The sequence below is a fragment of the Kitasatospora cathayae genome, assembly GCF_027627435.1.
Classification (GTDB): Bacteria; Actinomycetota; Actinomycetes; order Streptomycetales; family Streptomycetaceae; genus Kitasatospora; species Kitasatospora cathayae.
This window is the reverse complement of record NZ_CP115450.1, coordinates 6,246,433-6,269,247: the sequence shown is the minus strand read 5'-3', so window position 1 is coordinate 6,269,247 and position 22,815 is coordinate 6,246,433. Positions and strand designations below refer to the sequence as shown.

Annotated in this window: 20 protein-coding genes; 6 read left to right on the top strand and 14 right to left on the bottom strand. The window is 72.1% G+C overall.

Annotation, left to right across the window (positions count from 1 at the left end):
• Positions 1-134: 134 nt before the first annotated feature.
• Complete coding sequence (locus tag O1G21_RS28030; RefSeq protein ID WP_270147554.1) at positions 135-1,310, bottom strand: hypothetical protein; 1,176 nt, start codon at positions 1,308-1,310, stop codon at positions 135-137.
• On the opposite strand from O1G21_RS28030, the gene O1G21_RS41835 reads away from it, so the two are divergent.
• Both O1G21_RS41835 and O1G21_RS28025 read left to right on the top strand, forming a co-directional pair.
• Positions 1,287-1,433: a DUF6191 domain-containing protein gene (locus O1G21_RS41835; RefSeq protein ID WP_405000723.1), complete on the top strand. Its 147-nt coding sequence runs from the start codon at positions 1,287-1,289 to the stop codon at positions 1,431-1,433. The genes O1G21_RS28030 and O1G21_RS41835 overlap by 24 nt on opposite strands.
• Before the next feature lie 372 nt (positions 1,434-1,805).
• Entirely contained in the window at positions 1,806-3,890 is a 2,085-nt protein-coding gene (locus O1G21_RS28025; protein ID WP_270147552.1) for a transglycosylase domain-containing protein, read from the top strand.
• 94 nt (positions 3,891-3,984) lie between these two features.
• Here the strand turns inward: O1G21_RS28025 and O1G21_RS28020 are convergent, their stop codons facing one another.
• A complete protein-coding gene (locus O1G21_RS28020; protein ID WP_270147550.1) occupies positions 3,985-4,422 on the bottom strand; it encodes a nucleoside deaminase in 438 nt (145 codons plus the stop codon).
• Positions 4,419-5,234, bottom strand: a complete 816-nt coding sequence (locus O1G21_RS28015; RefSeq protein ID WP_270147548.1) for an LLM class flavin-dependent oxidoreductase — start codon at positions 5,232-5,234, stop codon at positions 4,419-4,421. Before O1G21_RS28015 ends, O1G21_RS28020 begins: the two co-directional genes overlap by 4 nt.
• A 93-nt stretch (positions 5,235-5,327) precedes the next feature.
• Here O1G21_RS28015 and O1G21_RS28010 point away from each other — a divergent pair, with 93 nt between their 5' ends.
• Positions 5,328-5,774 (top strand): Lrp/AsnC family transcriptional regulator, encoded by a 447-nt coding sequence (locus tag O1G21_RS28010; protein WP_270147546.1) that lies wholly within the window; start codon positions 5,328-5,330, stop codon positions 5,772-5,774.
• Positions 5,775-5,799: 25 nt separating this feature from the next.
• Here the strand turns inward: O1G21_RS28010 and O1G21_RS28005 are convergent, their stop codons facing one another.
• Together O1G21_RS28005 and O1G21_RS28000 are read right to left on the bottom strand one after the other, a co-directional pair.
• Positions 5,800-6,378 (bottom strand): dienelactone hydrolase family protein, encoded by a 579-nt coding sequence (locus tag O1G21_RS28005; RefSeq protein WP_270147545.1) that lies wholly within the window; start codon positions 6,376-6,378, stop codon positions 5,800-5,802.
• Between the two features lie 110 nt (positions 6,379-6,488).
• Positions 6,489-6,866, bottom strand: a complete 378-nt coding sequence (locus O1G21_RS28000; RefSeq protein WP_270147544.1) for an ArsR/SmtB family transcription factor — start codon at positions 6,864-6,866, stop codon at positions 6,489-6,491.
• A gap of 161 nt (positions 6,867-7,027) precedes the next feature.
• Here O1G21_RS28000 and O1G21_RS27995 point away from each other — a divergent pair, with 161 nt between their 5' ends.
• Positions 7,028-8,290 (top strand): MFS transporter, encoded by a 1,263-nt coding sequence (locus O1G21_RS27995; protein ID WP_270147541.1) that lies wholly within the window; start codon positions 7,028-7,030, stop codon positions 8,288-8,290.
• 111 nt (positions 8,291-8,401) lie between these two features.
• Positions 8,402-9,010, top strand: coding sequence for a TetR/AcrR family transcriptional regulator (locus O1G21_RS27990; RefSeq protein WP_270147538.1), 609 nt, complete (start codon positions 8,402-8,404; stop codon positions 9,008-9,010).
• Positions 9,011-9,040: 30 nt separating this feature from the next.
• Here O1G21_RS27990 and O1G21_RS27985 read toward each other — a convergent pair whose 3' ends face one another.
• The 6 genes from O1G21_RS27985 to O1G21_RS27960 all read right to left on the bottom strand — a co-directional run bounded on the left by O1G21_RS27985 (position 9,041) and on the right by O1G21_RS27960 (position 16,127).
• Positions 9,041-9,823 carry an ABC transporter permease gene (locus O1G21_RS27985; RefSeq protein ID WP_333493500.1) on the bottom strand — a complete coding sequence of 261 codons (783 nt, stop codon included), beginning with the start codon at positions 9,821-9,823 and terminating at the stop codon, positions 9,041-9,043.
• Positions 9,824-9,969: 146 nt separating this feature from the next.
• Entirely contained in the window at positions 9,970-12,762 is a 2,793-nt protein-coding gene (locus tag O1G21_RS27980; RefSeq protein WP_270147536.1) for an alpha/beta fold hydrolase, read from the bottom strand.
• A 504-nt stretch (positions 12,763-13,266) separates the two neighbouring features.
• Positions 13,267-13,728 carry a GNAT family N-acetyltransferase gene (locus O1G21_RS27975; RefSeq protein ID WP_270147535.1) on the bottom strand — a complete coding sequence of 154 codons (462 nt, stop codon included), beginning with the start codon at positions 13,726-13,728 and terminating at the stop codon, positions 13,267-13,269.
• A gap of 11 nt (positions 13,729-13,739) precedes the next feature.
• On the bottom strand, positions 13,740-14,678 hold the full coding sequence (locus O1G21_RS27970; protein ID WP_270147534.1) for an RluA family pseudouridine synthase: 939 nt from the start codon (positions 14,676-14,678) through the stop codon (positions 13,740-13,742).
• Positions 14,679-14,743: 65 nt separating this feature from the next.
• The gene (gene lspA / locus O1G21_RS27965; protein WP_270151302.1) at positions 14,744-15,427 is read right to left on the bottom strand and encodes a signal peptidase II; all 684 of its coding nucleotides are present in this window, start codon (positions 15,425-15,427) and stop codon (positions 14,744-14,746) included.
• 145 nt (positions 15,428-15,572) lie between these two features.
• Complete coding sequence (locus O1G21_RS27960; protein ID WP_270147533.1) at positions 15,573-16,127, bottom strand: TraR/DksA family transcriptional regulator; 555 nt, start codon at positions 16,125-16,127, stop codon at positions 15,573-15,575.
• A gap of 561 nt (positions 16,128-16,688) precedes the next feature.
• Here O1G21_RS27960 and ileS point away from each other — a divergent pair.
• The gene (ileS, locus tag O1G21_RS27955) at positions 16,689-19,871 is read left to right on the top strand and encodes an isoleucine--tRNA ligase (protein ID WP_270147532.1); all 3,183 of its coding nucleotides are present in this window, start codon (positions 16,689-16,691) and stop codon (positions 19,869-19,871) included.
• 494 nt (positions 19,872-20,365) lie between these two features.
• Here ileS and O1G21_RS27950 read toward each other — a convergent pair whose 3' ends face one another.
• The 3 genes from O1G21_RS27950 to O1G21_RS27940 all read right to left on the bottom strand — a co-directional run bounded on the left by O1G21_RS27950 (position 20,366) and on the right by O1G21_RS27940 (position 22,748).
• Positions 20,366-21,700 (bottom strand): DivIVA domain-containing protein, encoded by a 1,335-nt coding sequence (locus tag O1G21_RS27950; RefSeq protein WP_270147530.1) that lies wholly within the window; start codon positions 21,698-21,700, stop codon positions 20,366-20,368.
• 59 nt (positions 21,701-21,759) lie between these two features.
• On the bottom strand, positions 21,760-22,041 hold the full coding sequence (locus O1G21_RS27945) for a YggT family protein (protein WP_030282903.1): 282 nt from the start codon (positions 22,039-22,041) through the stop codon (positions 21,760-21,762).
• Positions 22,042-22,139: 98 nt separating this feature from the next.
• On the bottom strand, positions 22,140-22,748 hold the full coding sequence (locus O1G21_RS27940) for a cell division protein SepF (protein ID WP_270147526.1): 609 nt from the start codon (positions 22,746-22,748) through the stop codon (positions 22,140-22,142).
• Positions 22,749-22,815: the final 67 nt, after the last annotated feature.

Below are 22,815 nucleotides of genomic sequence, written 5' to 3'. Positions count from 1 at the left end.
CTGGTGGGCCGGCGAACGTGCAGGTCACAGGAGTATTCCCCTGGAAATGGAGGTGGCCCGGAACACCTCACGGGGTCCGGACCATCACTCACACGTTCACGCGTCCACTCTAGCCCGCCTCACCCCGGAGGGACTCACCCCGGATCGGCGAGGCCGGCCAGCCGCGCCTCGGCCGCGTTCTTGACCTCCGGCTCCTCGATCGGATCGTCCCGGAGGTAGGCCAGCCGCCGCCTCACCTCGGGCCCATCAGGAGCGTGCTCGACCCCCAGGAGGCGCGCGTCGGCCTCGCAGTCCCAGAGCGACTCCGTGTACGCCTGATCCATCCCGGCCGACCCCATCGCCGCCAGCGCCTCGAGGTACGCGGCCCGCTCGTACGAGTGCGGCGTCCACAACCAGAACCGGCGCAGCAGCGACACCGCCTCGGCCGCCCCGGGGCCGAACCGCGCCAGCCCACGGGCCATGCGGTCGGGGCCGCACCAAACCCGATCCACCCAGTCCTGCTCCAGCTCGGCGACGAGCGTCGGGACGTCCTGCTCCTCGCCCTGCTCGGCCAGCACCGCGAGGCCTTCCCAGGCCAGCCAGCGGGCCTTCGAGGCGGCCCACTCCCGGGCGGCCGGCATCGCGAGGGCGCCGAGCTTGCGGATCACGCCGGGCAGCCGCGGCAGCGGATACCTGCCATCGGCCGTGCCCAGGGACGGAACGAGGGGGACGATCCCAACCTCCGACTCCCGCCCGAACAGCACGCACAGTGCGCCGACCTTCCGGCGATCCGGCTCCTCGGGGTCGGCCAGCAGCTCCAACAGCGCACCGCTCGCCAACTCGGCCATCGGATCCGGCTGTTCAGCCACACCCGCCGGCTCGGCTTCCGCCCCGCTCGACCGGTCCCGGACGACCTCCTCCAGATCGCCCCACCACTCCCACGGCCAGGCCTCCGCCACCGACTCCAGGACGTCGAACCGGTGCTCACCGTCCCGGATGTACGCCCGCAGGGCCTCCCGGGCCTCCACCGATCCACTGAGCGCCAGCAACTCCAGCACCCGGGCGGCCCGCCCGCACGCGTCCTCACCACCGGCCAGCACCTCGACCACCGGCCCGAGCGGCAGCTCCAGGTCCCGGATCAGCCTCGCCAGGTACAGGTGGCGGTCGTCCACCTGCGAATCCCAGCGCCACTCCCACCGGACGCAGCCGTACACCAACTCGGCAGCCGCCCCCGGATCCTCCGCCGCCATCACCGCACCCAGGCCCCGCCCGCGCTGCAACAACCCCGCCAGCGTCCCCGCCGGCGCGTGCTCGTATCTCCGCTCTCCCACGCCCCCCATCGTGCCGCACCCCAGGCCCGGCTCACCCTCCGCGACGACGACCACTCCGGCGCCCCACCCCGCACCGGCATCGACCCGGACGCCGGCACCGCCCGCATCGCCCGACCCCGCTGAGCCCACCCGCTCCACCGAAGACGCGCAACCTTTCGCCCCCCTCACCGCATCAAAGGGATGTCAGGAGCGCAGAGGGGGAAGGGGCGCGCACTCGAGGGGGGCCTCACGGAGTGCACATTCAGCAGAATTCAGAATTCTTCCCATTCGTGAAGTTCGTATACAACCAGACCAATCCAAAGCCGCCCGAGAAACCTGTTGCACGCCCGTGACAACAAGCCCCGAAAAATCGTTCGCCCAGCGAGGACCAACGGTTAGCATTCCGGAATGGAATCGAATCCCCGTCCGATAGTGAATTCCTCCGACGCCACCGATCCCCGTCCTCCCCGCAGGTCGCCGCTCCGGCTCGTCCGCTTCGGCGCGACCTTCATCGGTGTGAGCGTCGTGTCCGGCGTGCTGCTGGCGGGCCTCGCCCTGCCCGTCGCCGGCGGCATCGGACTGACCGCCAAGAGCACGGCGGAGGGCTTCGACGACATTCCCGACGACTTCAAGACCCCGCCGCTCACCCAGGCCACCCAGATCTTCGACGCCAAGGGCGGCCTGATCGCGAAGGTCTACGAGCGCGACCGCACCGTCCTCACTCCCGACCAGATGTCGCCGTACATGCGGCACGCCCAGGTCGACATCGAGGACGCCCGCTTCTACGAGCACGGCGCCGTCGACCTCAAGGGCGTCCTGCGCGCACTGAGCAAGAACGCGGAGAGCGGCACCGCCGCCCAGGGCGCCTCCACCCTGACCCAGCAGTACGTGAAGAACGTCAACGTGGAGAAGGCCGGCGAAGACAAGAACGCCGTCCTGGAGGCCCAGCGCAAGACCCTGGGCCGCAAGATCCAGGAGCTCAAGGTCGCGATCAGGCTGGAGGAGGAACTGCCCAAGGAGCAGATCCTCACCAACTACCTCAACATCACGTACTACGGGAACGGCGCGTACGGCGTGGAGGCCGCCTCCCAGCGCTACTTCAGCAAGAGCAACAAGGACCTGACCATCGCCGAGGCCGCCACCCTCGCCGGCCTGGTCCAGAACCCGACCCAGTACGACCCGAAGCTGCACCCGCAGGCCGCGCAGAAGCGCCGGGACACCGTCATCGACAAGATGCTGGAGAACAAGCACATCACCGCCGACCAGGCGAAGGAGGCGAAGGCCGCCCCGCTGGGCCTGAAGTACAAGGACCCGCAGAACGGCTGCATCACCGCCAAGGCCGGCATGGGCTTCTTCTGCGACTACGTCCGCCACGTGGTCAAGCAGGACCCGGCCTTCGGCAAGAACGCCGACGATCGCAAGAAGCTGTGGGACACCGGCGGCCTGAACATCTACACCACCCTCGACCCGGACAAGCAGGCCGCCGCCCAGAACGCGGTGAGCAACGACGTGAAGGTCACCGACAGCGTCTCCGCCGCCGCCACCATGGTCGAGCCCGGCACCGGCAAGATCCTCGCCATGGCCCAGACCCGCCCGTACGGCCTGGTGACGGAGAAGAACCAGACCGTCGTCAACCTCAACGTCGACCTGTCGATGGGCGGCGGCACCGGCTTCCAGCCCGGCTCCACCTTCAAGCCGATCGTCGCGGCCGCGGCCCTGGAGGCGGGCCTGTCGCCGACCCAGCAGTACGACGCGCCGAACCAGATGCCGTACCCGACGATGAAGACCTGCAACGGGACGTGGCGCAACGAGGCCCGGCCGAAGGTGATGGTGCCCAACGAATCCGCGAACGAGAAGGGCCCGTACCAGCTCAAGATGGCGATGGCCCTCTCGGTGAACACCTACTTCGTGGAGATGGAGCAGGAGATCGGCCTCTGCGCGGTCAAGCAGATGGCCAACAAGTTCGGCATCACCACCAAGGCCAGCGGCAAGCCACTGGAGGAGGTGCCCTCGATGGCCCTGGGCGTCGAGGAGATGAGCCCGCTGACCATGGCGAACGTCTACGCGACCTTCGCCGCCGAGGGCACCCACTGCGCCCCGGTCGCCATCAGCAGGATCACCACCGTGGACGGCAAGGACTTGCCCGTCCCGGCCGGCCACTGCGAGAAGATCCTCTCCGACGAGACGGCGCAGGCGATGAACACCGTCCTGAACGGCGTGACCGAAGACAAGGGCACCGGCGCCGCGCTCAACCTGAAGGACGGCCGGCAGATCGCCGGCAAGACCGGCACCTCGGACCACAAGAAGGCCGCCTGGTTCAGCGGCTACACCCCGCAGCTGGCCACCTCCGTCTGGCTCGGTGGCCCAGCCGGCGGCGTCGAGATGCGCGACATCTACATCAACGGGGACTACTACCCCGAGGTGTTCGGCGCCACCGGCCCCGGGCCGATCTGGCGGGACGCCATGAACGACGCCCTGCGCGGCACGCCCAAGCAGTCCCTGCCGATGGCCGACATCCCCGACCCGACCCCCAAGCCCAACCCGAGCAGCACCGGGACCGGCACCGGCGCGCCGAGCACCGCCCCCTCCGACGACCGCTGACCGGACCCACCCCCGCAGCACTTCGCCCCGCCGAGCACCGGCCCGGCGGGGCGCAGCCGACGGGGCGTCCCCGCGTGCGCCCCGTCGGCCCGGCTCAACCCCCTTGGTAGTACGCCTCGATCGGCCCGCGCGCCTCCTCGAACAGCGCCGGTCCGTCCTGTGCCACCACCGGCCAGGCCCCCGAGGCCGGGTTGAGCTCGACCAGTTGCTCGGTCGCGAGCGCGTACACCACCCGCCCGATCCCCGAGCGGACCAGCGCCCCCGCGCACATGCCGCAGGGCTGGCAGCTGGTGTAGAGGGTGGCCCGGGCGGCCGCCTCCTCGTCCAGCACCCGGGCGGCCCAGCGGGCGAGCTTCAGCTCCGGGTGCGCCGTGATGTCGTCGTCGCGCCGGACGGTGTTGTGCGCCTCGGCCAGCACCGTCCCGTCCGGTCCGGCCAGCAGCGAGCCGTACGGTGCGTCGCCGAGTTCCACGGCCCGCGCCGCGATCCCGATCGCGCGCCGCAGCAGCGCCTCGTCGGCAGTCGTGATCACGCCGTCCTCCTCCACGCCTCGGCGACCGCCGCCAGGGCCCGCCAGGCGGTCTCGGGCCGCCGGGTCTCCTCCGGGTCCGCGTGGTACGGGTCCAGCACCACGGCCTCGGCGCCGAGCCCGCGCAGTTCCCGCAGGTCAGCCACCACCTGTTGGAGGTTCCCGACCCCGGCGGGCCGGTCCGGGCCGTCCGGCGCCCCGTCCGTCAACCGCAGTGCGATCCGCGGCGCGAACCCGGGCAGGGCATGGTTCTCCAGCACCGACCGCATCCGCGCCACCGGCAGCCGCAGCGGGTGCCAGGCGTCACCGAACGCGACCGCCCGTCGGATCGCCGCCTCGCTGTGCCCGCCGACCCACACCGGCGCGGCGGCGCCCTCGCCCTGCTCGGCCCAGGCCGCCCGGACCGCCCCCAGGTACTCGTCCGTCAGCCGCCCCCGCGCGCCGAACGGCACCCCGAGCGCCTCGAACTCCTGCCGCGCCCAGCCCACTCCGACGCCGAGCACGAACCGCCCGCCGCTGAGCCGGTGCAGGGTGCTCGCCATCCGCGCCACCAGCAGCGGGTTCCGGTACGGCAGCACCAGCACCGTCGTGCCCAGCCGAAGCCGCCCGTCGCCCACCCCCGCCAGCCAGGACAGCGTCGTGAAGGGGTCGTAGAACGGTTCCGGGTAGCGCTCGGCCACGTCCGCCGTCACGGCGACGTGATCCGACACCATCAGCAGGTCGAACCCCAGGCCCTCCACCACCCGCGCCCAGTCGCGCAGCACGCCGGGATCGGTACCGGGCCCGAAGTTCGGTACGTTGACGCCAAGTTGCATGCCCCGAGGCTATTCCCGGGCACATCCCGCACGGAACCCGATCCTCCCGGCGTGAGCCGCGCCTCGCCGCGAATCTCCCGGTAATATCGCCGGATGGCCGCGAATCTCGACGACACCGACTGGGCGATCATCGACCAGCTCCAGCAGGAGGCCCGGATCTCCCTCAGCGAGCTGGGCCGGCGCGTCAACCTCAGCCCGTCCGCCACCACCGAGCGGGTGCGGAGCCTGGAGTCGCTGGGCGTCATCACGGGCTACCACGCCACCGTCGACCTGGCCAAGGTCGGCTACCCGGTGCTCGCCGTCGTCCGCCTGAAGTACCCGGGCAACCGCCACCAGCCGCTGCACCAGCTGCTCGCCCAGCGCCGCGAGATCCTGGAGTGCCTGCGCACCACCGGCGACGACTGCTACACCCTCAAGGTCGCCGCGACCTCCATGGAGCACCTGGAGACCCTGGTGGACTCGCTCGCCGGCTTCGGTTCCACCACCACCAGCGTCGTCTACAGCCAGACCCTCCCGCGTCGCGGCCCGGCCCGCCCGTAGGACCGGGCCACGGCACGGGCCCCCACTACCCCTCCAGGTCGGCGAGGAAGTCCAGCGCCGCCGCCCAGGCCCGCTCCGCCGCCTCCGCGTCGTAGTCGTCCAGGTCCGGGTCGGTGAACAGGTGCCCGGCGCCCTGGTAGCGGTGCACCTCGACCTCCGCGCCCGCCCGCCGCATCCGCAGGTACCAGGCGTTCAGCCAGTCCTCCGGCTCGTACGGGTCCGGCTCCGCCATGTGCAGCTGCACCGGGATCCCGGTCACCGCGTCCTCGCGCAGGTCCGAGGTGCCGTGCAGGAGCAGCAGCCCGCGCGCCTTCTCGTCCGCCAGCGCCAGGTTCTGCGCGATCGCGCCGCCGAGCCCGAACCCGGCGTACACCAGCCCGGCCTCGGACAGCGGGGCGGAGACGGTCACCGCGCGGCGCAGCAGCTCGTCCCCGCCGCCAGCCTCCTCCTGGTAGGCCTGGGAGGCCTCGGCGTCGTCGAAGGTGCGCCCCTCGAACAGGTCCGGCGCGTGCACGGTGTGCCCGGCGGCGCGCAGCCGGTCGGCGGCGGCGTGCACGGCCGGGCTCAGGCCGTGGGCGGAGTGGAAGAGGACGATCTGGGCCACGATGGGGGTCCTTCGGCGAACGAGGTCAGGGATACCCACCCATGATCCCGCACCCCGCCCGAAGCCCCGCCCACCCCGAAGCCCCGCCCCGAAGCCCCGCCCGAGGCGCGTCAGTCCCGCGGGGTCCAGGCGGCCACCAGCTCGAGCAGCCCGGGGAAGCGGGCGTTGAGGTCCTCGACCCGCACGTGGCTGCGCCGCTCCAGTCCGTACTGGCGCTGGCGCGTGATCCCCGCCTCCCGCAGCGCCTTGAAGTGGTGGGTGAGCGAGGACTTGGGCCGGTCGAGCCCGAACCAGCCGCAGGAGTGGTCGAAGTCCTCGGACTCCAGCAGCAGCTTGCGGACGATGGTCAGCCGCAGCGGGTCGCTGAGCGCGCCGAGCACGGTCTCCAGGCGCAGCTCCTCGATGCCCGGCTCGGGCAGCGGCCCGGGCAGGTCGGACGGTTCGGGGAGCACCTTGATGGCGGGCGCACCGGTCGTGGTCACGGACATGGACGACTCCTCAACTCCTCGCGCTTCCAAGGCTCCACGGATCTCCACGACTCGGTGACCCGGCCTCAGCTATCAGTACGACTCCAATCGTACTGCATGCTATGTTCGACTCGACTCGTACTGCTGCGGGACCTCGCAGCACACCTCGGGAGGGAACAGTCATGTCCGTCACCCGGACCGCCCCCGTCCAGGCCGCCACACCGAAGCCCGCCACGCCGAAGCCGGCCGCGGGCCGCGCCGCCGCCACCCCACTGTGGTGGATCTGGCTGGCCGCCTGGCCGGTCACCGCCGTCTTCGTGCTCTCCAACGCCGCCACACCCCTCTACGTGCTGTGGCAACGCGACATCGGTTTCTCCAAGGGCACCCTGACCGTGGTGTTCGCCTTCTACATCGTCGGCCTGATCGGCTCGCTGCTGGTTTCCGGCGTGGTCTCCGACCGGGTCGGCCGCAAGCCCGTCCTGCTGCCCGCCCTGGCGCTCGGCCTGGCCGCCTGCCTGATCTTCGGAACCGCCACCAGCGTCGCCGCCCTGATCGTGGCCCGGCTGTTCACCGGCATCGCGGTCGGCGCGGTGGTCTCGGCCGGCATGGCCGCGGTCACCGACGTGGCCGGGCCCGAACGCAAGCGGATCGCCGCCCTGCTGGCCTCCTGCGCGATGGTCTTCGGCGCCGGCCTCGGCCCGCTGCTGGCCGGCGTGCTCTCCGAGCTGGCGCCCGCGCCGACCACCACCGTCTTCGTCGTCGAGGCCGTGGTCCTGGCCGGCGCGGTGCTGGTCGTCCTGCGGATGCCGGTGCGCCGCCCCGAGCGCCGCGGCCAGGGCGGGTGGGTCCGGGTGCCCGGCGTCCCGCGCGGCAACAGCCGTCAACTCGCCCTCGGCATCGCGGTGTTCGCGCCCGGCATCACCGCCACTTCGTTCGTCCTCTCGCTCGGTCCCTCGCTGCTCTCCGGTCTGCTCGGCACCACCGACCGGATCGTCGCCGGCGCCATGGCCTTCGTGATGTTCCTCGCCGCCACCGGGGTGCAGTTCGCCGTACAGAAGCTGCGCCGCCGCACCATCCTGACCGCCGGCGCGGCGGCCACCGCGCTGAGCACGGTCACCCTGGTCGTCGCCGTGCACACCGAGGCGGTGGCGGTGCTCATCCTCGCCGCCCTGCTGGCCGGCGCCGGCCAGGGCATGGGCCAGCTCGGCGGCCTGTCGCTGCTCAACGCCGGCATCCCGCCGCAGCGCCTCGCCGAGGCCAACGCCGCGCTCAACGTGGGCGGTTACCTCCCGGCCGGCCTGCTGCCCGTCTCGGCCGGCTACCTCAGCGACGCCGTGGGCCTGACCAGCGGCACCACCGTCTTCGCCGCCGTCCTGCTGGGCCTCGCCCTCCTCGGCGGCCTGGTGGTCCTCGCCACCAGGCGCGAAGTGACCGACCCGGCCTGACGGTTCACCCGCGCCGTCCCCGTCCCCGCGAGCAGGCTTTGCAACAACATTCCATCCCGATGGTACGTATGAACCCTCGGCAGCGACGGGGGAACGACGAAGGGCAGGAACATGGCCAAGCAGGAGCGAGCGCGACGCACCCGGGAGAAGGTCCTCACGGCCGCGGCCGAGGCCTTCGCCGCCCAGGGCTACGACAGCACCACGCTGAACACGGTGGCCGAGCGCATCGGCATGACCAAGGGCGCGCTCTACGCCCACTTCCCGTCGAAGCGGTCGCTCGCCGGGGCCCTGATCGAGGAGTCCCGGCACGCCTGGACGAACCTGCGGGCCGTCCACGACACCCCGGGCGCCGCCCCCGCCGATGTGCTCGAAGGCGTGGTGGTGGGCTTCGCCGACCGGCTGCGCTCGGACGTACGGTTACGGGCCGCGCTCCGGCTCGCCGTCCACCACCCCGACCTGGCTCCGGCCCGCTCCGACGTCCTCACCGAGATGCACGGCGCCCTGACGAACCTGGTCCGCCGCGCCCAGCGCGACAACGGCTTCCCCGACCACTGCCCGCCGCTGGTCGCCGAGTTGCTGCTGATCGTGATCCGGGGACTGCTGACCACCGCCGAACGCCCAGACCACACCGGCACCGGCGCCCCCGGCGGGGAACCGCTGTGGCGACTGCTCTTCACCGCCCTGTCCGGGAGCACCGCGCCGAGCCCCGCGCTCCCCTGAGCCCGATCGCCCCGAGCGGGCCCGCTCCCGCTACGACACCACGTCCTTGCGCGCGAACCCGCGGAACGCCAACGCCAACAGCACCACCGCGTACGACAGCGACAGCGAGACCCCCTGCAGCATGCCGCCCCACTCCAGCTGCGGCTGCAGGGCGTCCGCCCAGGCGTACTGCCAGTGCGCCGGCAGCCACTCGCGCAGATCACCCAGCGCCGTGACCGCGTCCAGCACCCCGGTGATGATCGACACGAACACCGCCCCGCCGACCGCCCCCAGCGGCGCGTCCGTCGCCGTCGACAGCCAGAACGCCAGCGCGGCGATCACCAGTTCACTCAGGAACACGAACGCCACCGCGACCGCGATCCGGGGCAGCGCCTCCCCGGCCGGCAGGCTCGCCCCGGCGGGCAGCTTCAGGTCCCCCCAGCCGTACGCCGCCGTCCCCACGACCAGTCCGATCGCGGGCAGCATGACGATCGCCACCGCCGAGAACACCAGCCCCACCGCGAACTTGCGGGCCAGCAGCCTCGCCCGCGGCACCGGCGCGGCCAGCAGGTAGCGCAGCGAGGACCAGCTGGCCTCCGAGGCCACGGTGTCACCGCAGAACAGCGCGACCGGGATCACCAGCATGAAGCCGGTGCCCACGAACAGCATGGTGACGGCGAAGTTGGCCCCCGAGGCGGTGGCCAGGTCGATGAAGGTGGTCCGGTCCGGACGCCCCGGGGTGCCGCCGAGCTGGAACGCCGCCAGGATGACGAACGGCAGCGCGGCCAGCACGGCACCGATCACCAGGGTGCGGCGCCGGCGCAACTGCCGCATCGCCTCCACCCACAGCGGGAGCGTCCGGCTCGCCCGGTACCCCTCGGCGTGGTCCGCCGAAGCGCGGTCCCCCGAGTCTTGGCCCGCCGAGTCACGGCCCCCCGAGTCACGGTCCCCCGACGGGACCCGATCCGTCGTACCCACACTCACGCCGCACCTCCGATCAACGACAGGAACGCGTCCTCCAACCGCCGCTGCGGCCCGGCACTCTCCACCGGCACCCCCAGCCGCACCAGCTCCGCCAGCAGTTCGCTCGCCGCGAGCCCGTCCAGCCGGACCAGCAGCCCGCCCTCGACGGCCTGCGCCGAGCCGACCCCGGCCAGCGCACCGACCTTCTCCACCACCGACTCCGGGTCGCAGGACGCGGCCACCCCGATCATCAGCAGCTCCCCGGCGCCCACGATCTCGCCGACCGGCCCGGCCGTCACCAGCCGCCCGCGGTCCATCACCACCAGGTCGGTACAGCTCTGCTCGACCTCCGCCAGCAGGTGACTGGAGACGATGACGGTCCGCCCGCCCGCCGCGTACCGGATCATCACCTCGCGCATCTCCCGGATCTGCGGCGGGTCCAGCCCGTTGGTCGGCTCGTCCAGGATCAGCAGGTCCGGCATCCCGAGCATCGCCTGCGCGATGGCGAGCCGCTGCCGCATGCCCTGCGAGTACGTCCGCACCGCGCGGTCGAGCGCCTCGCCGAGCCCGGCGATCGCCAACGCCTCGTCGAAGCGCGCGTCGGCCTCCGGCCGCCCGGTGGCCGACCAGTACAGCCGCAGATTGGCCCGCCCGGTGAGGTGCGGCAGGAAGCCCGCGCCCTCGACGAAGGCCCCGACCCGCGAGAGCACCGGCGCTCCGGGGCGGATCAGGTGCCCGAAGACCCGGATCTCCCCGGCGTCCGGCCGGATCAGGCCCATCAGCATCCGCAGCGTGGTGGTCTTGCCCGCACCGTTCGGCCCGAGCAGGCCGAGCACCTGGCCCCGCTCCACCCGGAAGCCCAACTCCCGCACGGCGTACCGGTCCTGAGCGCCCCTGTAGCGCTTGCTCAGCCCGCTGATCTGCAGCGGCACCCCGGCCAGCGCCGGATCGAACTCCGGACCGGCCGCCCCACCGACCGCCTCCGCACGCCGCCGCCGCACCGCCGGCACCAGCACCAGCCCGGCGGCCACCAGTACGGCGGCCACCGGCAGCATCCAGGTCCGCGCGGGCAGCGGCGCCGCCTCCGTGACCAGCTCCGCCACCGTCGGCGCGGTGAGCGGCCCGGCCACGGCCACCCGGTAGGTGGCCGGCTCGTTCGGCGAGGCGTACGCCAGGTCGGTGGACGCCAGCACCAGCCGCAGCCGGTGCCCGGCCGGGAAGTCGTGGTCCACGGCCGGCAGCCGGACCGTCACCGTCTTCCCCTCGTCCGCGCCCGTCACCCGCAGCGGAGCGGCGAGCTGCTGCGGCAGCACCGCCTTGCCGTCCGGCCCGACGTCGTACAGCTTCGCGAACAGCACCGCGTCCGGCCGGTCCGCCTTCACCCGCACCGGCACGGTCGGCTGCCCGGTCAGGTGCAGCGGCGTGTCAAGCGGCGCCGAGTCGAAGGCGGCGTTCTGCCCGGGGAAGTCCAGCGACAGCCCGGCCCCGAGCGAGGCCGCCTGGCTCAGCGCACCGATCCCCGGCAGCGTGGAGATCCCCGGCGGCGCCCCGCCGGGCGGATTGGCGACGGGCCTCTCCCCGCCCGCCAGCTCGACGGACCGCGTCCCGGTGCCGCCGAGCCCCGGGTACCGGTCGGCGTCGGCGCCGCGCAGCACGGCCTGGAAGCCGGTCGAGTCGACCCCGCCGGTCCGGGTCACCCGGAACCCGGGACCGGTGTCGTTGCCGAGTCCCTTCAAGTAGTGGTCGAACCAGGCGGTGACCCGGTCGTCGACCCGGGCGCTGGTGTCCGTCCCGCCGTCGTGCCCGCCCGCGAACCAGTCCATCGAGACCGGCGCGCCGTTGGCCGCCACCGCCCGGGCGATCTGGTCGCCCTGGTCGAGCGGGAACAGCGAGTCCTGCTGCCCCTGCACCACCAGGGTGGGCGCCTTGAGCTGCGCCGCCACCGAGGACGGGCTCGACTTGTCCAGCAGCGCCACGGCCTCCGGGTCGGCGTGCCCGGCGGTCGCGACCCGGTCGTACATCTGGCAGAGCGACTCCAGGAACCGCCCGCACCCGACCTGTCCGTCCGCCACACTCGCGTCCGGCTTCGCCCCGCCGCGCGGCGCACCGCCCGAGGGCCCGAGGTCCCCTGCCGAGCCGGTGGTGAAGAAGATCCCGGCCCACAGCTTCTTGAACACGCCGTCCGCCGCGCCCGAGCCCTCCACCCCCTGCGGGAACAGCGCGTCGGCCAGGTTCCACCAGGTGATCTGGGTGGCCACCGCGTCGATCCGGTGGTCGTACGCCGAGGCCAGCAGCGAGATCGCCCCGCCGTACGAGGCCCCGGTGATGCCGACCCGCGGGTCGCCGGGCCCGTCGAGCTTCACCTCGGGGCGCTGGGCCAGCCAGTCCACCAAGTGCTTGACGTCCTCGACCTCGCGGTCCGGCGCGTTCAGGCCGATCTTCCCGCCCGAGTGCCCGAAGCCGCGCGCCGACCAGGTCAGCACCGCGTAGCCCTGCCGGGCCAGCTGCTGGGCGCGGTCCCGCTCGCCCTCCTTCGAGCCGCCGAAGCCGTGCGCGAGCAGCACCGCCGGTCGCGGGCTGGTGCCGGTGGTGAAGAACGAGGTGTCCAGCTGGACCTGCTGGGTGCTGCCGGGCGTCTCCGGCATGCTGAGGAAACGATCCTCTTGATGAACCGCCTGCTCACCGCCGGACGCCACCGTCGCCGTACCGACCCCGGCGACCGCCACCAGGGCCACCGCCCCGGCCAGCACCCTGCGCCGCACCGACGTGCCCCGGCCGCGCCACCGGCGCCATGCCCCACCGAACTCCATGGGGGCTGATCGTATCCGTCGCCCGGGTAGGCGTCCGATAAGGCCACCAGCCCTTTTCGCCCGGTTCGCCCCGGTCAACCCCGGTATCGTACGGGCTCACCCGGCTCTGCCCCGTCCCGAGAACATCCCGAGAAGGTCCCCGCGCTCTGGCCGCTGATCACCCTGCTCGCCACCACCGCCGCCCCCCTGGCGATCGGCTGGATCGTCGACCAGGCCCTCCAGCGGATCAGCGCCGGCCACCCGGAGGCCCCGGTCCGGGCGCTGCTCCGCCGCCACGAGACGGCGCCCAACTCCGCTTCGACATCCGCGAACACCTCATCGCCCACCTACGCGACGAACACCCCCACGCCCTCCCCCGCCTCCGCACCACCGACACCTGACCCCACCCCCCCCACACCCCTCAGCTCCCTCCCCCCAAACAAAAATCCCCGCGCCCCGAAAGCGAAAGGGGCGCGGGGAACTGCGCGAAGCGGAAGGCCGAAACCCGGCCCCGCATCCCAGCAGCTACAAAACCCTCGTCATCGTCCGATGCGGAATCCCGGCATCCTCGTACACCGCCCCCTCCGCCACGTACCCCAGCCGCTCGTAGAACCCGAGCGCCTGCACCTGCGCGTGCAACTCGACCTCGACGCCGCCGCGCTCACGTCCGGCCGCCTCGATCGCCCGGACCAGTTCCACCCCGAGCCCCGTCCCCCGGGCCGCCGCCAGGACCGCGAGCCGCCCGAGCAGCACCCGCCCCTCGACGCCCCCGGTCAGCTTGAGGGCCTCGTCGCCGAAGATCAGCCGCCCGGTCCCCAGCGCACCCCCGTCCGCGTCCACGGCCAGCACGTGCACCGAGGTGGCGTCGTACTCGTCGTACTCCAGCTCCTCCGGCACGTTCTGCTCGACGACGAACACCTCGCGCCGCACCGCCCGCACCAGCTCCAGGTCCGCCTCCCCCTCGGCGACCCGCACGGAGACCGTCATCCCGGCTCTCCTCAGCTCTCCGAAGCGATGATGTCCAGCGCCTTCTGCAGGTCGGCCGGGTACTCGCTGCTGAACTCGACCCACTGCCCGTCCGACGGGTGCTCGAAGCCGAGCGAGACGGCGTGCAGCCACTGCCGGGTCAGCCCGAGCCGCTTCGCCAGCGTCGGGTCGGCGCCGTACGTCAGGTCGCCCACGCAGGGGTGCCGCAGCGCGGACATGTGGACGCGGATCTGGTGGGTGCGCCCGGTCTCCAGCTTGATGGCCATCAGCGAGGCCGCCCGGTACGCCTCGATCAGGTCGTAGTGGGTGACCGACGGCTTGCCGTCGCGGGTCACCGCCCACTTCCAGTCCGAGCTGGGGTGGCGCCCGATCGGCGCGTCGACGGTGCCGCTCAGCGGGTCCGGGTGCCCCTGGACCAGCGTGTGGTAGCGCTTGTCCGTGACCCGGTCGTGGAACTGCCGCTTGAGGTCGGTGTAGGCGCGCTCGGACTTGGCGACGACCATCAGCCCCGAGGTGCCGACGTCCAGCCGGTGCACGATGCCCTGGCGCTCGGCGGCACCGGACGTCGAGATCCGGTAGCCGGCCGCGGCGAGCCCGCCGATGACGGTGGGGCCGGTCCAGCCGGGGCTCGGGTGGGCGGCGACGCCGACCGGCTTGTCGACCAGCACGATGTCCTCGTCGTCGTGGATGATCCGCATGCCGTCGACCGGCTCGGCCACGATCTGCACCGGGGCGGCGGGGGCGGGGATCTCGACCTCCAGCCAGGAACCGGCGGTCACCCGGTCCGACTTGCCGGCCACGGCGCCGTCGAGCGTCACCTTGCCCTCGGCGGCCAACTCGGCGGCCTTGGTCCGGGAGAAACCGAACATCCGGGCGAGGGCGGCGTCGAGACGCTCGCCCTCCAGGCCGTCGGGTACGGGGAGGCTGCGGTTCTGCGCTGCGGTACTCACCCGTACGAGTATGCCGGAAACCCGGCCCCACCCCGCCCGCGCGCCGCCTCGCCCGGAACCGGGCCCTACTTCTCGCCCTTCTCCACCTGCTGGTGCACGCTCCCGTCCGGGTTGCTGCCGCGGAAGGAGAGCAGCACCACGAGGATGCCGCCGCAGACGATCGCCGAGTCGGCGAGGTTGAACACCGCGAAGTGCTGGACCGAGATGAAGTCCACGACGTGCCCGCGGAAGACGCCCGGCGCGCGGAACAGCCGGTCGGTGAGGTTGCCGAGGGCGCCGCCGAGCAGCAGCCCGAGCGCGATCGCCCACGGGAGGCTGTACAGCCGACGGGCGATCCGCCAGATCACCACGATGACGGCCGCGGCGATCATCGTGAAAACGACGGTCAGCGCCTGCCCCATGCCGAAGGCGGCACCGGAGTTGCGGATCACCTGCAAGGTGACGACGTCGCCGATCACCTTGATCGCCGCGTGGTTCTCCAGCTTGGCGACGACCAGCAGCTTGCTGCCGAGGTCGATCAGGAAGGCGAGCACGGCGACGGCCAGCAGCACCCCGACCCGACGGCGGCCCTTGGGCTCGTCCACCGCCGTGGCGCCGCTCGCCGGCGCCGCGTCGCCGGCCTCCGCCGACCCCGTCGGCTCCACGGGCCCCGTCGACTCCTCAGGGTGGGCCACGGCCGCCTCCACGCCATCGGCGGGGTTCGGGACGACGTCGTCCTTGGTCTGGGGGGAACCTTGCGTACTGATGATCCGCTCCGCTGCCGATGTGAGCCGGTGAGGGCCCGACCGCGTTCCTACTGACGGGTCAGGCGACGTTACGGGGTCGAGCGTACGGCAAGCCCGACCCCCCGCGTCGCCCCGGTGGCGCGGTCGGTCGTCCGGTCGGCGCCCGGGTTCAGCGGCGTTCCTGCTTGGCCTTGCACTGCACGCACAGCGTGGCGCGGGGGAAGGCCTGCATCCGGGCCTTGCCGATGGCCTGTCCGCAGGACTCGCAGATGCCGAAGCCGACGCCCTCCAGCCGCTCCAGGGCGCGCTCCGTCTGGGCGAGGCTGTCCCGGGCGTTGTTGGCGAGGGCCAGCTCGCTCTCCCGCGAGATGTTCTTCGTACCGGCGTCCACCTGGTCGTCGCCGGCTCCGTCGTTGGAGTCGCGCATCAGCCCGGCGATGGCGGCGTCGGCGGCGTCGATCTCGCCGCGCAGCCGCTCCAGGTCGCTGATCAGCTCGTCGTGCAGTTCGTGGACCTCGTCCGAGGTCCAGGCGTCCTCGCCCGGCCGCACGGGCAGGGTGGCCGGGTCGACCGACTCGGCTCCGCGCGGCACGGTGACGGTGTCGGTGTCGGTGCTGGTCTTCTGAGGTGCGGTAGTGGTCACGGTCCCCTCCCCTGGATCGGCCGCCACGGCCTTGCGTGCCCGCTTGGTGGCGGTACCCGCGCCGGTTGCCTTCTCAGCCATGGCTTCGACCCCATCTACGAACGAATCGAGCCGCCGGTTCCCGGCGGCTTCCAGTGCCGGAACGATAATCCCGATGAAAACCGGTAACAACATGACATACCGGCGCCTCGCGATGATCCCACCCAGGCAGCCGCCCCAACCGCCACGCCCCGCGCGCTGACAGACTTGTGCCCACCTCACCCCCGCCTAACCGCCCCCGTCGACCTGCCCGGATACCACCCCCGGACCCACTCCCCCGAATCCCTTTGGACAAACCGTCTCGCCCGGCCGATACACTGGCCCTGCAAGGCGCAGATGGGGACGAGTACCGACGTACGCAGCCACCAGCGACCCGGGGACGGTGCGAGCCCGGGGGTGTGCACGGCGGGAAGATCACCCCGGAGCCGCCGGAAGAACGGCCACCGCGCAGCCCGCGGCGGCCCACTAGACCCGGCAGCAAGCCCAAACAAGAGGGCCGCAACGCAGCACCGCGGCCAAGGAGGGTGGTACCGCGGGGCGGCTGGTCCGTCTCGTCCCTCCGGAGGATCCAGTCCCAGCATCCGCCGGAGGTAGACGCCCGCGATGAGCTCCCAACCCGTCACCCACCACCACCCTTCCGACGACGCGCTGCGCGCGGCCCCTCTTTATCACCCCGTCCCCGCACAGGTCGATCTCCCCGCCCTCGAGCACCAGATCCTCTCCTTCTGGCAGGACAACAAGATCTTCCAGCGCAGCCTGGAGCAGTCCGAGGGCCGCCCCGAGTGGGTGTTCTACGAGGGCCCGCCGACCGCCAACGGCATGCCCGGCGCCCACCACATCGAGGCCCGCGTCTTCAAGGACGTCTTCCCGCGCTACCGGACGATGAAGGGCTACCACGTCGCCCGCAAGGCCGGCTGGGACTGCCACGGCCTCCCGGTCGAGCTCGCCGTCGAGAAGGAGCTGGGCTTCTCCGGCAAGCAGGACATCGAGGCGTACGGCATCGCCGAGTTCAACGCCAAGTGCCGCGACTCGGTGACCCGCCACACCGACGCCTTCACCGAGCTGACCACCCGCATGGGGTACTGGGTCGACCTCGACGAGGCCTACCGGACGATGGACCCGTCGTACGTCCAGTCCGTCTGGTGGTCGCTCAAGCAGATCTTCGACAAGGGCCTGCTGGTCCAGGACCACCGGGTCGCCCCGTGGTGCCCGCGCTGCGGCACCGGCCTGTCCGACCACGAGCTGGCCCAGGGATACGAGACCGTCGTCGACCCCTCGGTCTACGTCCGCTTCCCGCTCACCAGCGGCCCGCTGGCCGGCCAGGCCGCCCTGCTGGTCTGGACCACCACTCCGTGGACCCTGGTCTCCAACACCGCCGCCGCCGTCCACCCGGAGGTCACCTACGTGGTGGCCACCGACGGGGACGAGAAGCTGGTCGTCGCCGAGCCGCTGGTCGCCAAGGCGCTCGGCGAGGGCTGGGAGACCACGGGCGAGTCCTTCACCGGCGCCGAAATGGAGCGCTGGGCCTACCGCCGCCCGTTCGACCTGGTCGAGATCGAGAACGCCCACTACGTCCTCAACGCCGACTACGTCACCACCGAGGACGGCACCGGCATCGTCCACCAGTCCCCCGCCTTCGGCGCGGACGACCTCACGACCTGCCGCAAGTACGGCCTGCCGGTGGTCAACCCGGTGCTCGGCGACGGCACCTTCGCCCCCGAGGTCCCGCTGGTCGGCGGCCAGTTCTTCAAGAAGGCCGACGAGGCCCTGGTCGCGGACCTCAAGGAGCGCGACCTGCTCTTCCGCCACGTGCCGTACGAGCACAGCTACCCGCACTGCTGGCGCTGCCACACCGCGCTGCTCTACTACGCGCAGCCGTCCTGGTACATCCGGACCACCGCCGTCAAGGACGCGCTGATCCGCGAGAACGAGGCCACCAACTGGTTCCCGGAGACGGTGAAGCACGGCCGCTTCGGCGACTGGCTGAACAACAACATCGACTGGGCGCTCAGCCGCAACCGCTACTGGGGCACCCCGCTGCCGATCTGGCGCTGCCAGGAGGGCCACCTCACCTGCGTCGGCTCGCTGGCCGAGCTGTCCGAGCTCACCGGCACCGACCAGAGCGGCCTCGACCCGCACCGCCCGTACATCGACGACGTCACCTTCGCCTGCCGCGACTGCGGCGGCACCGCCACCCGCGTGCCCGAGGTCATCGACGCCTGGTACGACTCGGGTTCCATGCCCTTCGCCCAGTACGGCTACCCGTACCAGAACAAGGAGCTGTTCGAGAAGCGCTACCCGGCGCAGTTCATCTCCGAGGCGATCGACCAGACCCGCGGCTGGTTCTACACGCTGATGGCCGTCGGCACCCTGGTGTTCGACAAGAACAGCTACGAGAACGTCGTCTGCCTGGGCCACATCCTGGCCGAGGACGGCCGCAAGATGTCCAAGCACCTGGGCAACATCCTGCAGCCGATCCCGCTGATGGACCAGCACGGCGCCGACGCCGTCCGCTGGTTCATGGCGGCCGGCGGTTCGCCCTGGTCGGCCCGCCGGGTCGGCCACGGCACCATCCAGGAGGTGGTCCGCAAGACCCTCCTCACCTACTGGAACACCGTCGCCTTCCAGGCCCTGTACGCCCGCACCTCGAACTGGGCCCCCTCGGCGAGCGACCCGGCCCCGGCCGACCGCCCGCAGCTGGACCGCTGGGTGCTCTCCGAGCTGAACACCCTGGTCCGCGAGGTCGACGCGGCCTTCGAGGCGTACGACACCCAGCGCGCCGGCAAGCTGCTCTCCGGCTTCGTCGACGACCTCTCCAACTGGTACGTCCGCCGCGGCCGCCGTCGCTTCTGGCAGGGCGACGCCGCCGCGCTCGCCACCCTGCACGAGGCGCTGGAGACCGTCACCCGCCTGATGGCCCCGCTCACCCCGTTCATCACCGAGCGGGTCTGGCAGGACCTGGTCGTCCCGGTCGCCCCGGAGGCCCCGGCCTCGGTGCACCTGGCCACCTGGCCGCAGGCCGACGAGACCCTGATCGACACCGAGCTCTCCCGGCACATGGCGCTGGTCCGGCGCCTGGTCGAGCTGGGCCGGGCCACCCGCGCCGAGTCCGGCGTGAAGACCCGCCAGCCGCTCTCCCGCGCGCTGGTCGCCGCCCAGGGCTGGGAGGAGCTGCCCGCCGACCTGCGCGCGCAGATCGCCGAGGAGCTCAACGTCTCCACCCTGGAGTCCCTCGCCGAGGTCGGCGGCTCCCTCGTCGACACCACCGCCAAGGCCAACTTCCGTGCGCTGGGCAAGCGCTTCGGCAAGGGCGTGCAGGACGTCGCCAAGGCGGTCGCCGCCACCGACGCCGCCCGCCTGGCCGCCGAACTCCGCGCCGGCGGCGAGACCAGCGTCGAACTGAACGACGAGACGATCACCCTCTCCCCCGACGAGGTGATCATCACCGAGACCCCGCGCGAGGGCTGGGCCGTCGCCAACGAGTCCGGCGCCACCGTCGCCCTCGACCTGGCCATCACCCCGGAGCTGAAGCGCCTCGGCATCGCCCGCGACGCCATCCGCCAGATCCAGGAGGCCCGCAAGAACTCCGGCCTGGACGTCGCCGACCGCATCGTCCTCCGCTGGCGCGCCACCTCGGAGGAGACCGCCGAGGCCATCGCCGAACACGGCCCCCTCGTCGCCGACGAGGTCCTCGCCACCGACTTCGCCGCCGGCGCAGCCGACTGGACCTCCGAAACCTTCACCGACGAATCCCTCGGCCTCGCCTTCCAACTCCGCAAGGCCTGACCACCCCCCACCCAAGCCGCCGCCCAGCTCCCCAGAGCCGGGCGGCGGTTCCCTTTCCCCGTGGGCGCGCGAGCAACCCCCCACCCCTCCGCAGGCGCGCGGCAACCCCCGCGCGCCCGCCCATGCCCCCTCCCCCCGTGGGCGCGCGCGCTCCGCCTCGCGCGCCCGCCCACGCCCACCTCCCCTCCCACCCGACCAGGCGAGAGGGACGCGCTGCGGGAGGGGCGGTGGAGGGGGTGGCTGCGGAAGGGGGCGTTGCGGGTGATTTTCAGACTGCCAACGGCGCCCGGCCATGAGCCCACAGAGTCGGCAGTCGGAAAATCATCCAGCCCCCGGAGCGGCCACCCCCGGAACCGCCCCGGCCACCCACCCTCCCGAGAGCCCACCCCCACCCACAGAACCCCCCACCCCCACACCCCCCGAACACAAAAGAGAGCGCCCCTCCCCAACCCGAAGGTCAGAAAGGGGACGCCCTCAAAGGCCCTGCTACAACCTCAGTTGTCGCCGTCCTCGTCGATCAGGAAGCCCCGCATCGGCGCCGGAGCCTGCTGCATCGGCTGCGGCGGCTGCGGCCGGACGGCCGCCATCGGCTGGGTCATCCCGGCCGGCTGCATCTGCGGCGCACCGGTGTTGCCACCGCCCTGCCCGCCGAAGCTCGGCGCCGGGGCGTTCCCGCCGAAGGAGCTCTGCCCGCCGAAGGACGGCGAGCTGCCGCCGAACGACGGCTGGTTCCCGCCGAAGGACGGTGCCGAGCCCATCGACCCGCCCCCGGCCGGTGCCATCGACGAGGCCGCCGGCGGCAGCGACGCGGTGGCGGGGATCCGCGGCGGCGCGAGCGAGTCGTCGGCCTGCGACTCCAGCTGACGCAGCTGGGTCTCCAGGTACGACTTCAGGCGCGTGCGGTACTCACGCTCGAACGCCCGCAGGTCCTCGACCTTGCGCTCCAGCGTGGCCCGCGCGGACTCCAGCGACCCCATCGCGACGCGGTGCTTCTCCTGCGCGTCCCGCTCCAGGGCGTCGGCCTTGGCCCGGGCGTCGCGCTCGAGACCCTCGGCCCGGCTGCGCGCCTCGCCGACGATCTTGTTGGCCTCGGAGCGGGCCTCGGAGATCGCCTGGTCGGCGGTCTGCTGGGCGAGTGCCAGCACGCGGGCGGCGCTGTCGCCACCAGGGCCCTGCTGCTGCATCGGGCCGCCGAGCGGGCCGCCCATCTGCTGCGGCGGACCGCCCATGGGGCCGCCCATCGGCTGCATCTGCTGCTGCTGGCCCATGCCCTGGCCCATCGGGTTGCCCATCTGCTGCGGGCCACCGGGACCGCCCATGGGCTGGAGCATCTGACCACCCATCGGCTGGACCAGCTGCTGCTGACCGCCCATGGTCTGGTTCATCTGCTGCGGGCCGCCGGGGCCCATCGGACCGCCCTGGCCGGCGGGCAGCTGCGGCGCGCCGGACGGCAGACCGAGCGGCTGGTTGCCCATCTGCTGCTGGGGAATACCGGGGCCCATCTGCTGCGGACCGCCGGGGCCCATCTGCTGCGGACCACCCGGACCCTGCTGGCCGGGGACCGGCGGACCGGATATGGCGGCCGGGACGGGAGCGGCCGGACGCTGGGCGTCCTGCGGCGGCTCCTTCCGCATGTTGGCCTGGTTCTGCGCGGCGGCGCGAGTCGCGGCGGCCAGCTTGGCGCGCAGGTCCTCGTTCTCCCGGAGGAGGCGGGTCAGCTCCGCCTCGACCTCGTCGAGGAAGGCATCGACCTCGTCCTCGTCATAGCCTTCACGCAGGCGGACGGTCGTGAACTGCTTGTTCCGAACGTCCTCGGGGGTCAATGGCATCTCTTCACCTCAACGTGATCGTCGGCACACCGGCATCCTGTCGCATCGCTCACCTACGACTAGGGGTGCACAAGCGAGATCAGGACATACACAATGATCATCAGTACGAAGAAGGACAGGTCGAGCGCCACGCCCCCGAAACGCAACGGCGGGATGAACCGCCGAAGAAGCTTGAGCGGCGGATCCGTGACAGTGTACGTGGCCTCCAGGACCAGGACCATGGCCTTGCCGGGCCGCCACGAACGCGCGAACTGGAAGACCCAGTCCATGACCAGCCGAACGAGCAGGAACACCAGGAAGACGGTCAGGGCGTAGTAGAGCACCGCCCACACGATGTCCATCGCGTTTCCCTCTCCCCGGTCCCGGGCCCTAGGGCCTGCCGCTCGTCACCTGTCGCCAACCACTGTTGATCAGATCCACACGTAAAGTCGTGGCCGGGTCAGCTCTGGTTGAAGAACCCACCCTCGGCGATCCGAGCCTTGTCCTCCGCCGTGACATCGACGTTAGCAGGCGACAGCAGGAACACCTTCTGTGTCACGCGCTCGATACTGCCGTGCAGACCGAAGACGAGTCCAGCGGCGAAGTCTACGAGCCGCTTCGCGTCCGTGTCGTCCATCTCGGTCAGATTCATGATCACGGGGGTGCCGCCGCGGAACTGTTCCCCGATGGTACGGGCCTCGTTGTAGGTTCGGGGGTGCAGCGTGGTGATGCGGTAGGGCTCTCGTTCGTTCACTACCTTGGGCATGATCACCGGTGCGCTCTTCTCCAGGTTGTGGCGGCGTTCGGGTGTGATGGACGACACTGGGGCCATCCTCGGGGTCTCCTGCCGGATCGGCACCGCCGCCGGGACCGGCTGGGGAGTGATCGAGGAGACCGGGGCGGGTGCGGGAGGCGCTGCCGGCCGGGGGATGTCCTCGGTCCGCTGCCCGGTACGGATCGGCTCGGGGTCCGCGTCGTAGTCGTCGTCGGGGTCGTACCCCTGGCCGTCGTACGTCTCGTCCTCCACGAGGCCGAGGTAGACCGCCATCTTGCGCATCGCGCCGGCCATGCTCCTGTCTCCTCCGCTTGTGGTGGACCACCGGCTCCGACTCAACGGCTTTGGGCCACCCGCCCTG

Excerpts from the sequence above, each read along its gene's own strand:
- O1G21_RS27945 (WP_030282903.1), bottom strand. The coding sequence starts at position 22,041 with ATGGACATCGTGTGGGCGGTGCTCTACTACGCCCTGACCGTCTTCCTG.
- O1G21_RS27990 (WP_270147538.1), top strand. The coding sequence starts at position 8,402 with ATGGCCAAGCAGGAGCGAGCGCGACGCACCCGGGAGAAGGTCCTCACG.
- O1G21_RS27980 (WP_270147536.1), bottom strand. The coding sequence starts at position 12,762 with ATGGAGTTCGGTGGGGCATGGCGCCGGTGGCGCGGCCGGGGCACGTCG.
- ileS (WP_270147532.1), top strand. The coding sequence starts at position 16,689 with ATGAGCTCCCAACCCGTCACCCACCACCACCCTTCCGACGACGCGCTG.
- O1G21_RS28015 (WP_270147548.1), bottom strand. The coding sequence starts at position 5,234 with ATGCAACTTGGCGTCAACGTACCGAACTTCGGGCCCGGTACCGATCCC.
- O1G21_RS27960 (WP_270147533.1), bottom strand. The coding sequence starts at position 16,127 with ATGGCTGAGAAGGCAACCGGCGCGGGTACCGCCACCAAGCGGGCACGC.
- O1G21_RS27975 (WP_270147535.1), bottom strand. The coding sequence starts at position 13,728 with ATGACGGTCTCCGTGCGGGTCGCCGAGGGGGAGGCGGACCTGGAGCTG.
- O1G21_RS28010 (WP_270147546.1), top strand. The coding sequence starts at position 5,328 with ATGGCCGCGAATCTCGACGACACCGACTGGGCGATCATCGACCAGCTC.
- O1G21_RS28000 (WP_270147544.1), bottom strand. The coding sequence starts at position 6,866 with ATGTCCGTGACCACGACCGGTGCGCCCGCCATCAAGGTGCTCCCCGAA.
- O1G21_RS27950 (WP_270147530.1), bottom strand. The coding sequence starts at position 21,700 with ATGCCATTGACCCCCGAGGACGTTCGGAACAAGCAGTTCACGACCGTC.
- O1G21_RS27985 (WP_333493500.1), bottom strand. The coding sequence starts at position 9,823 with ATGCGGCAGTTGCGCCGGCGCCGCACCCTGGTGATCGGTGCCGTGCTG.
- O1G21_RS27995 (WP_270147541.1), top strand. The coding sequence starts at position 7,028 with ATGTCCGTCACCCGGACCGCCCCCGTCCAGGCCGCCACACCGAAGCCC.
- O1G21_RS27940 (WP_270147526.1), bottom strand. The coding sequence starts at position 22,748 with ATGGCCGGCGCGATGCGCAAGATGGCGGTCTACCTCGGCCTCGTGGAG.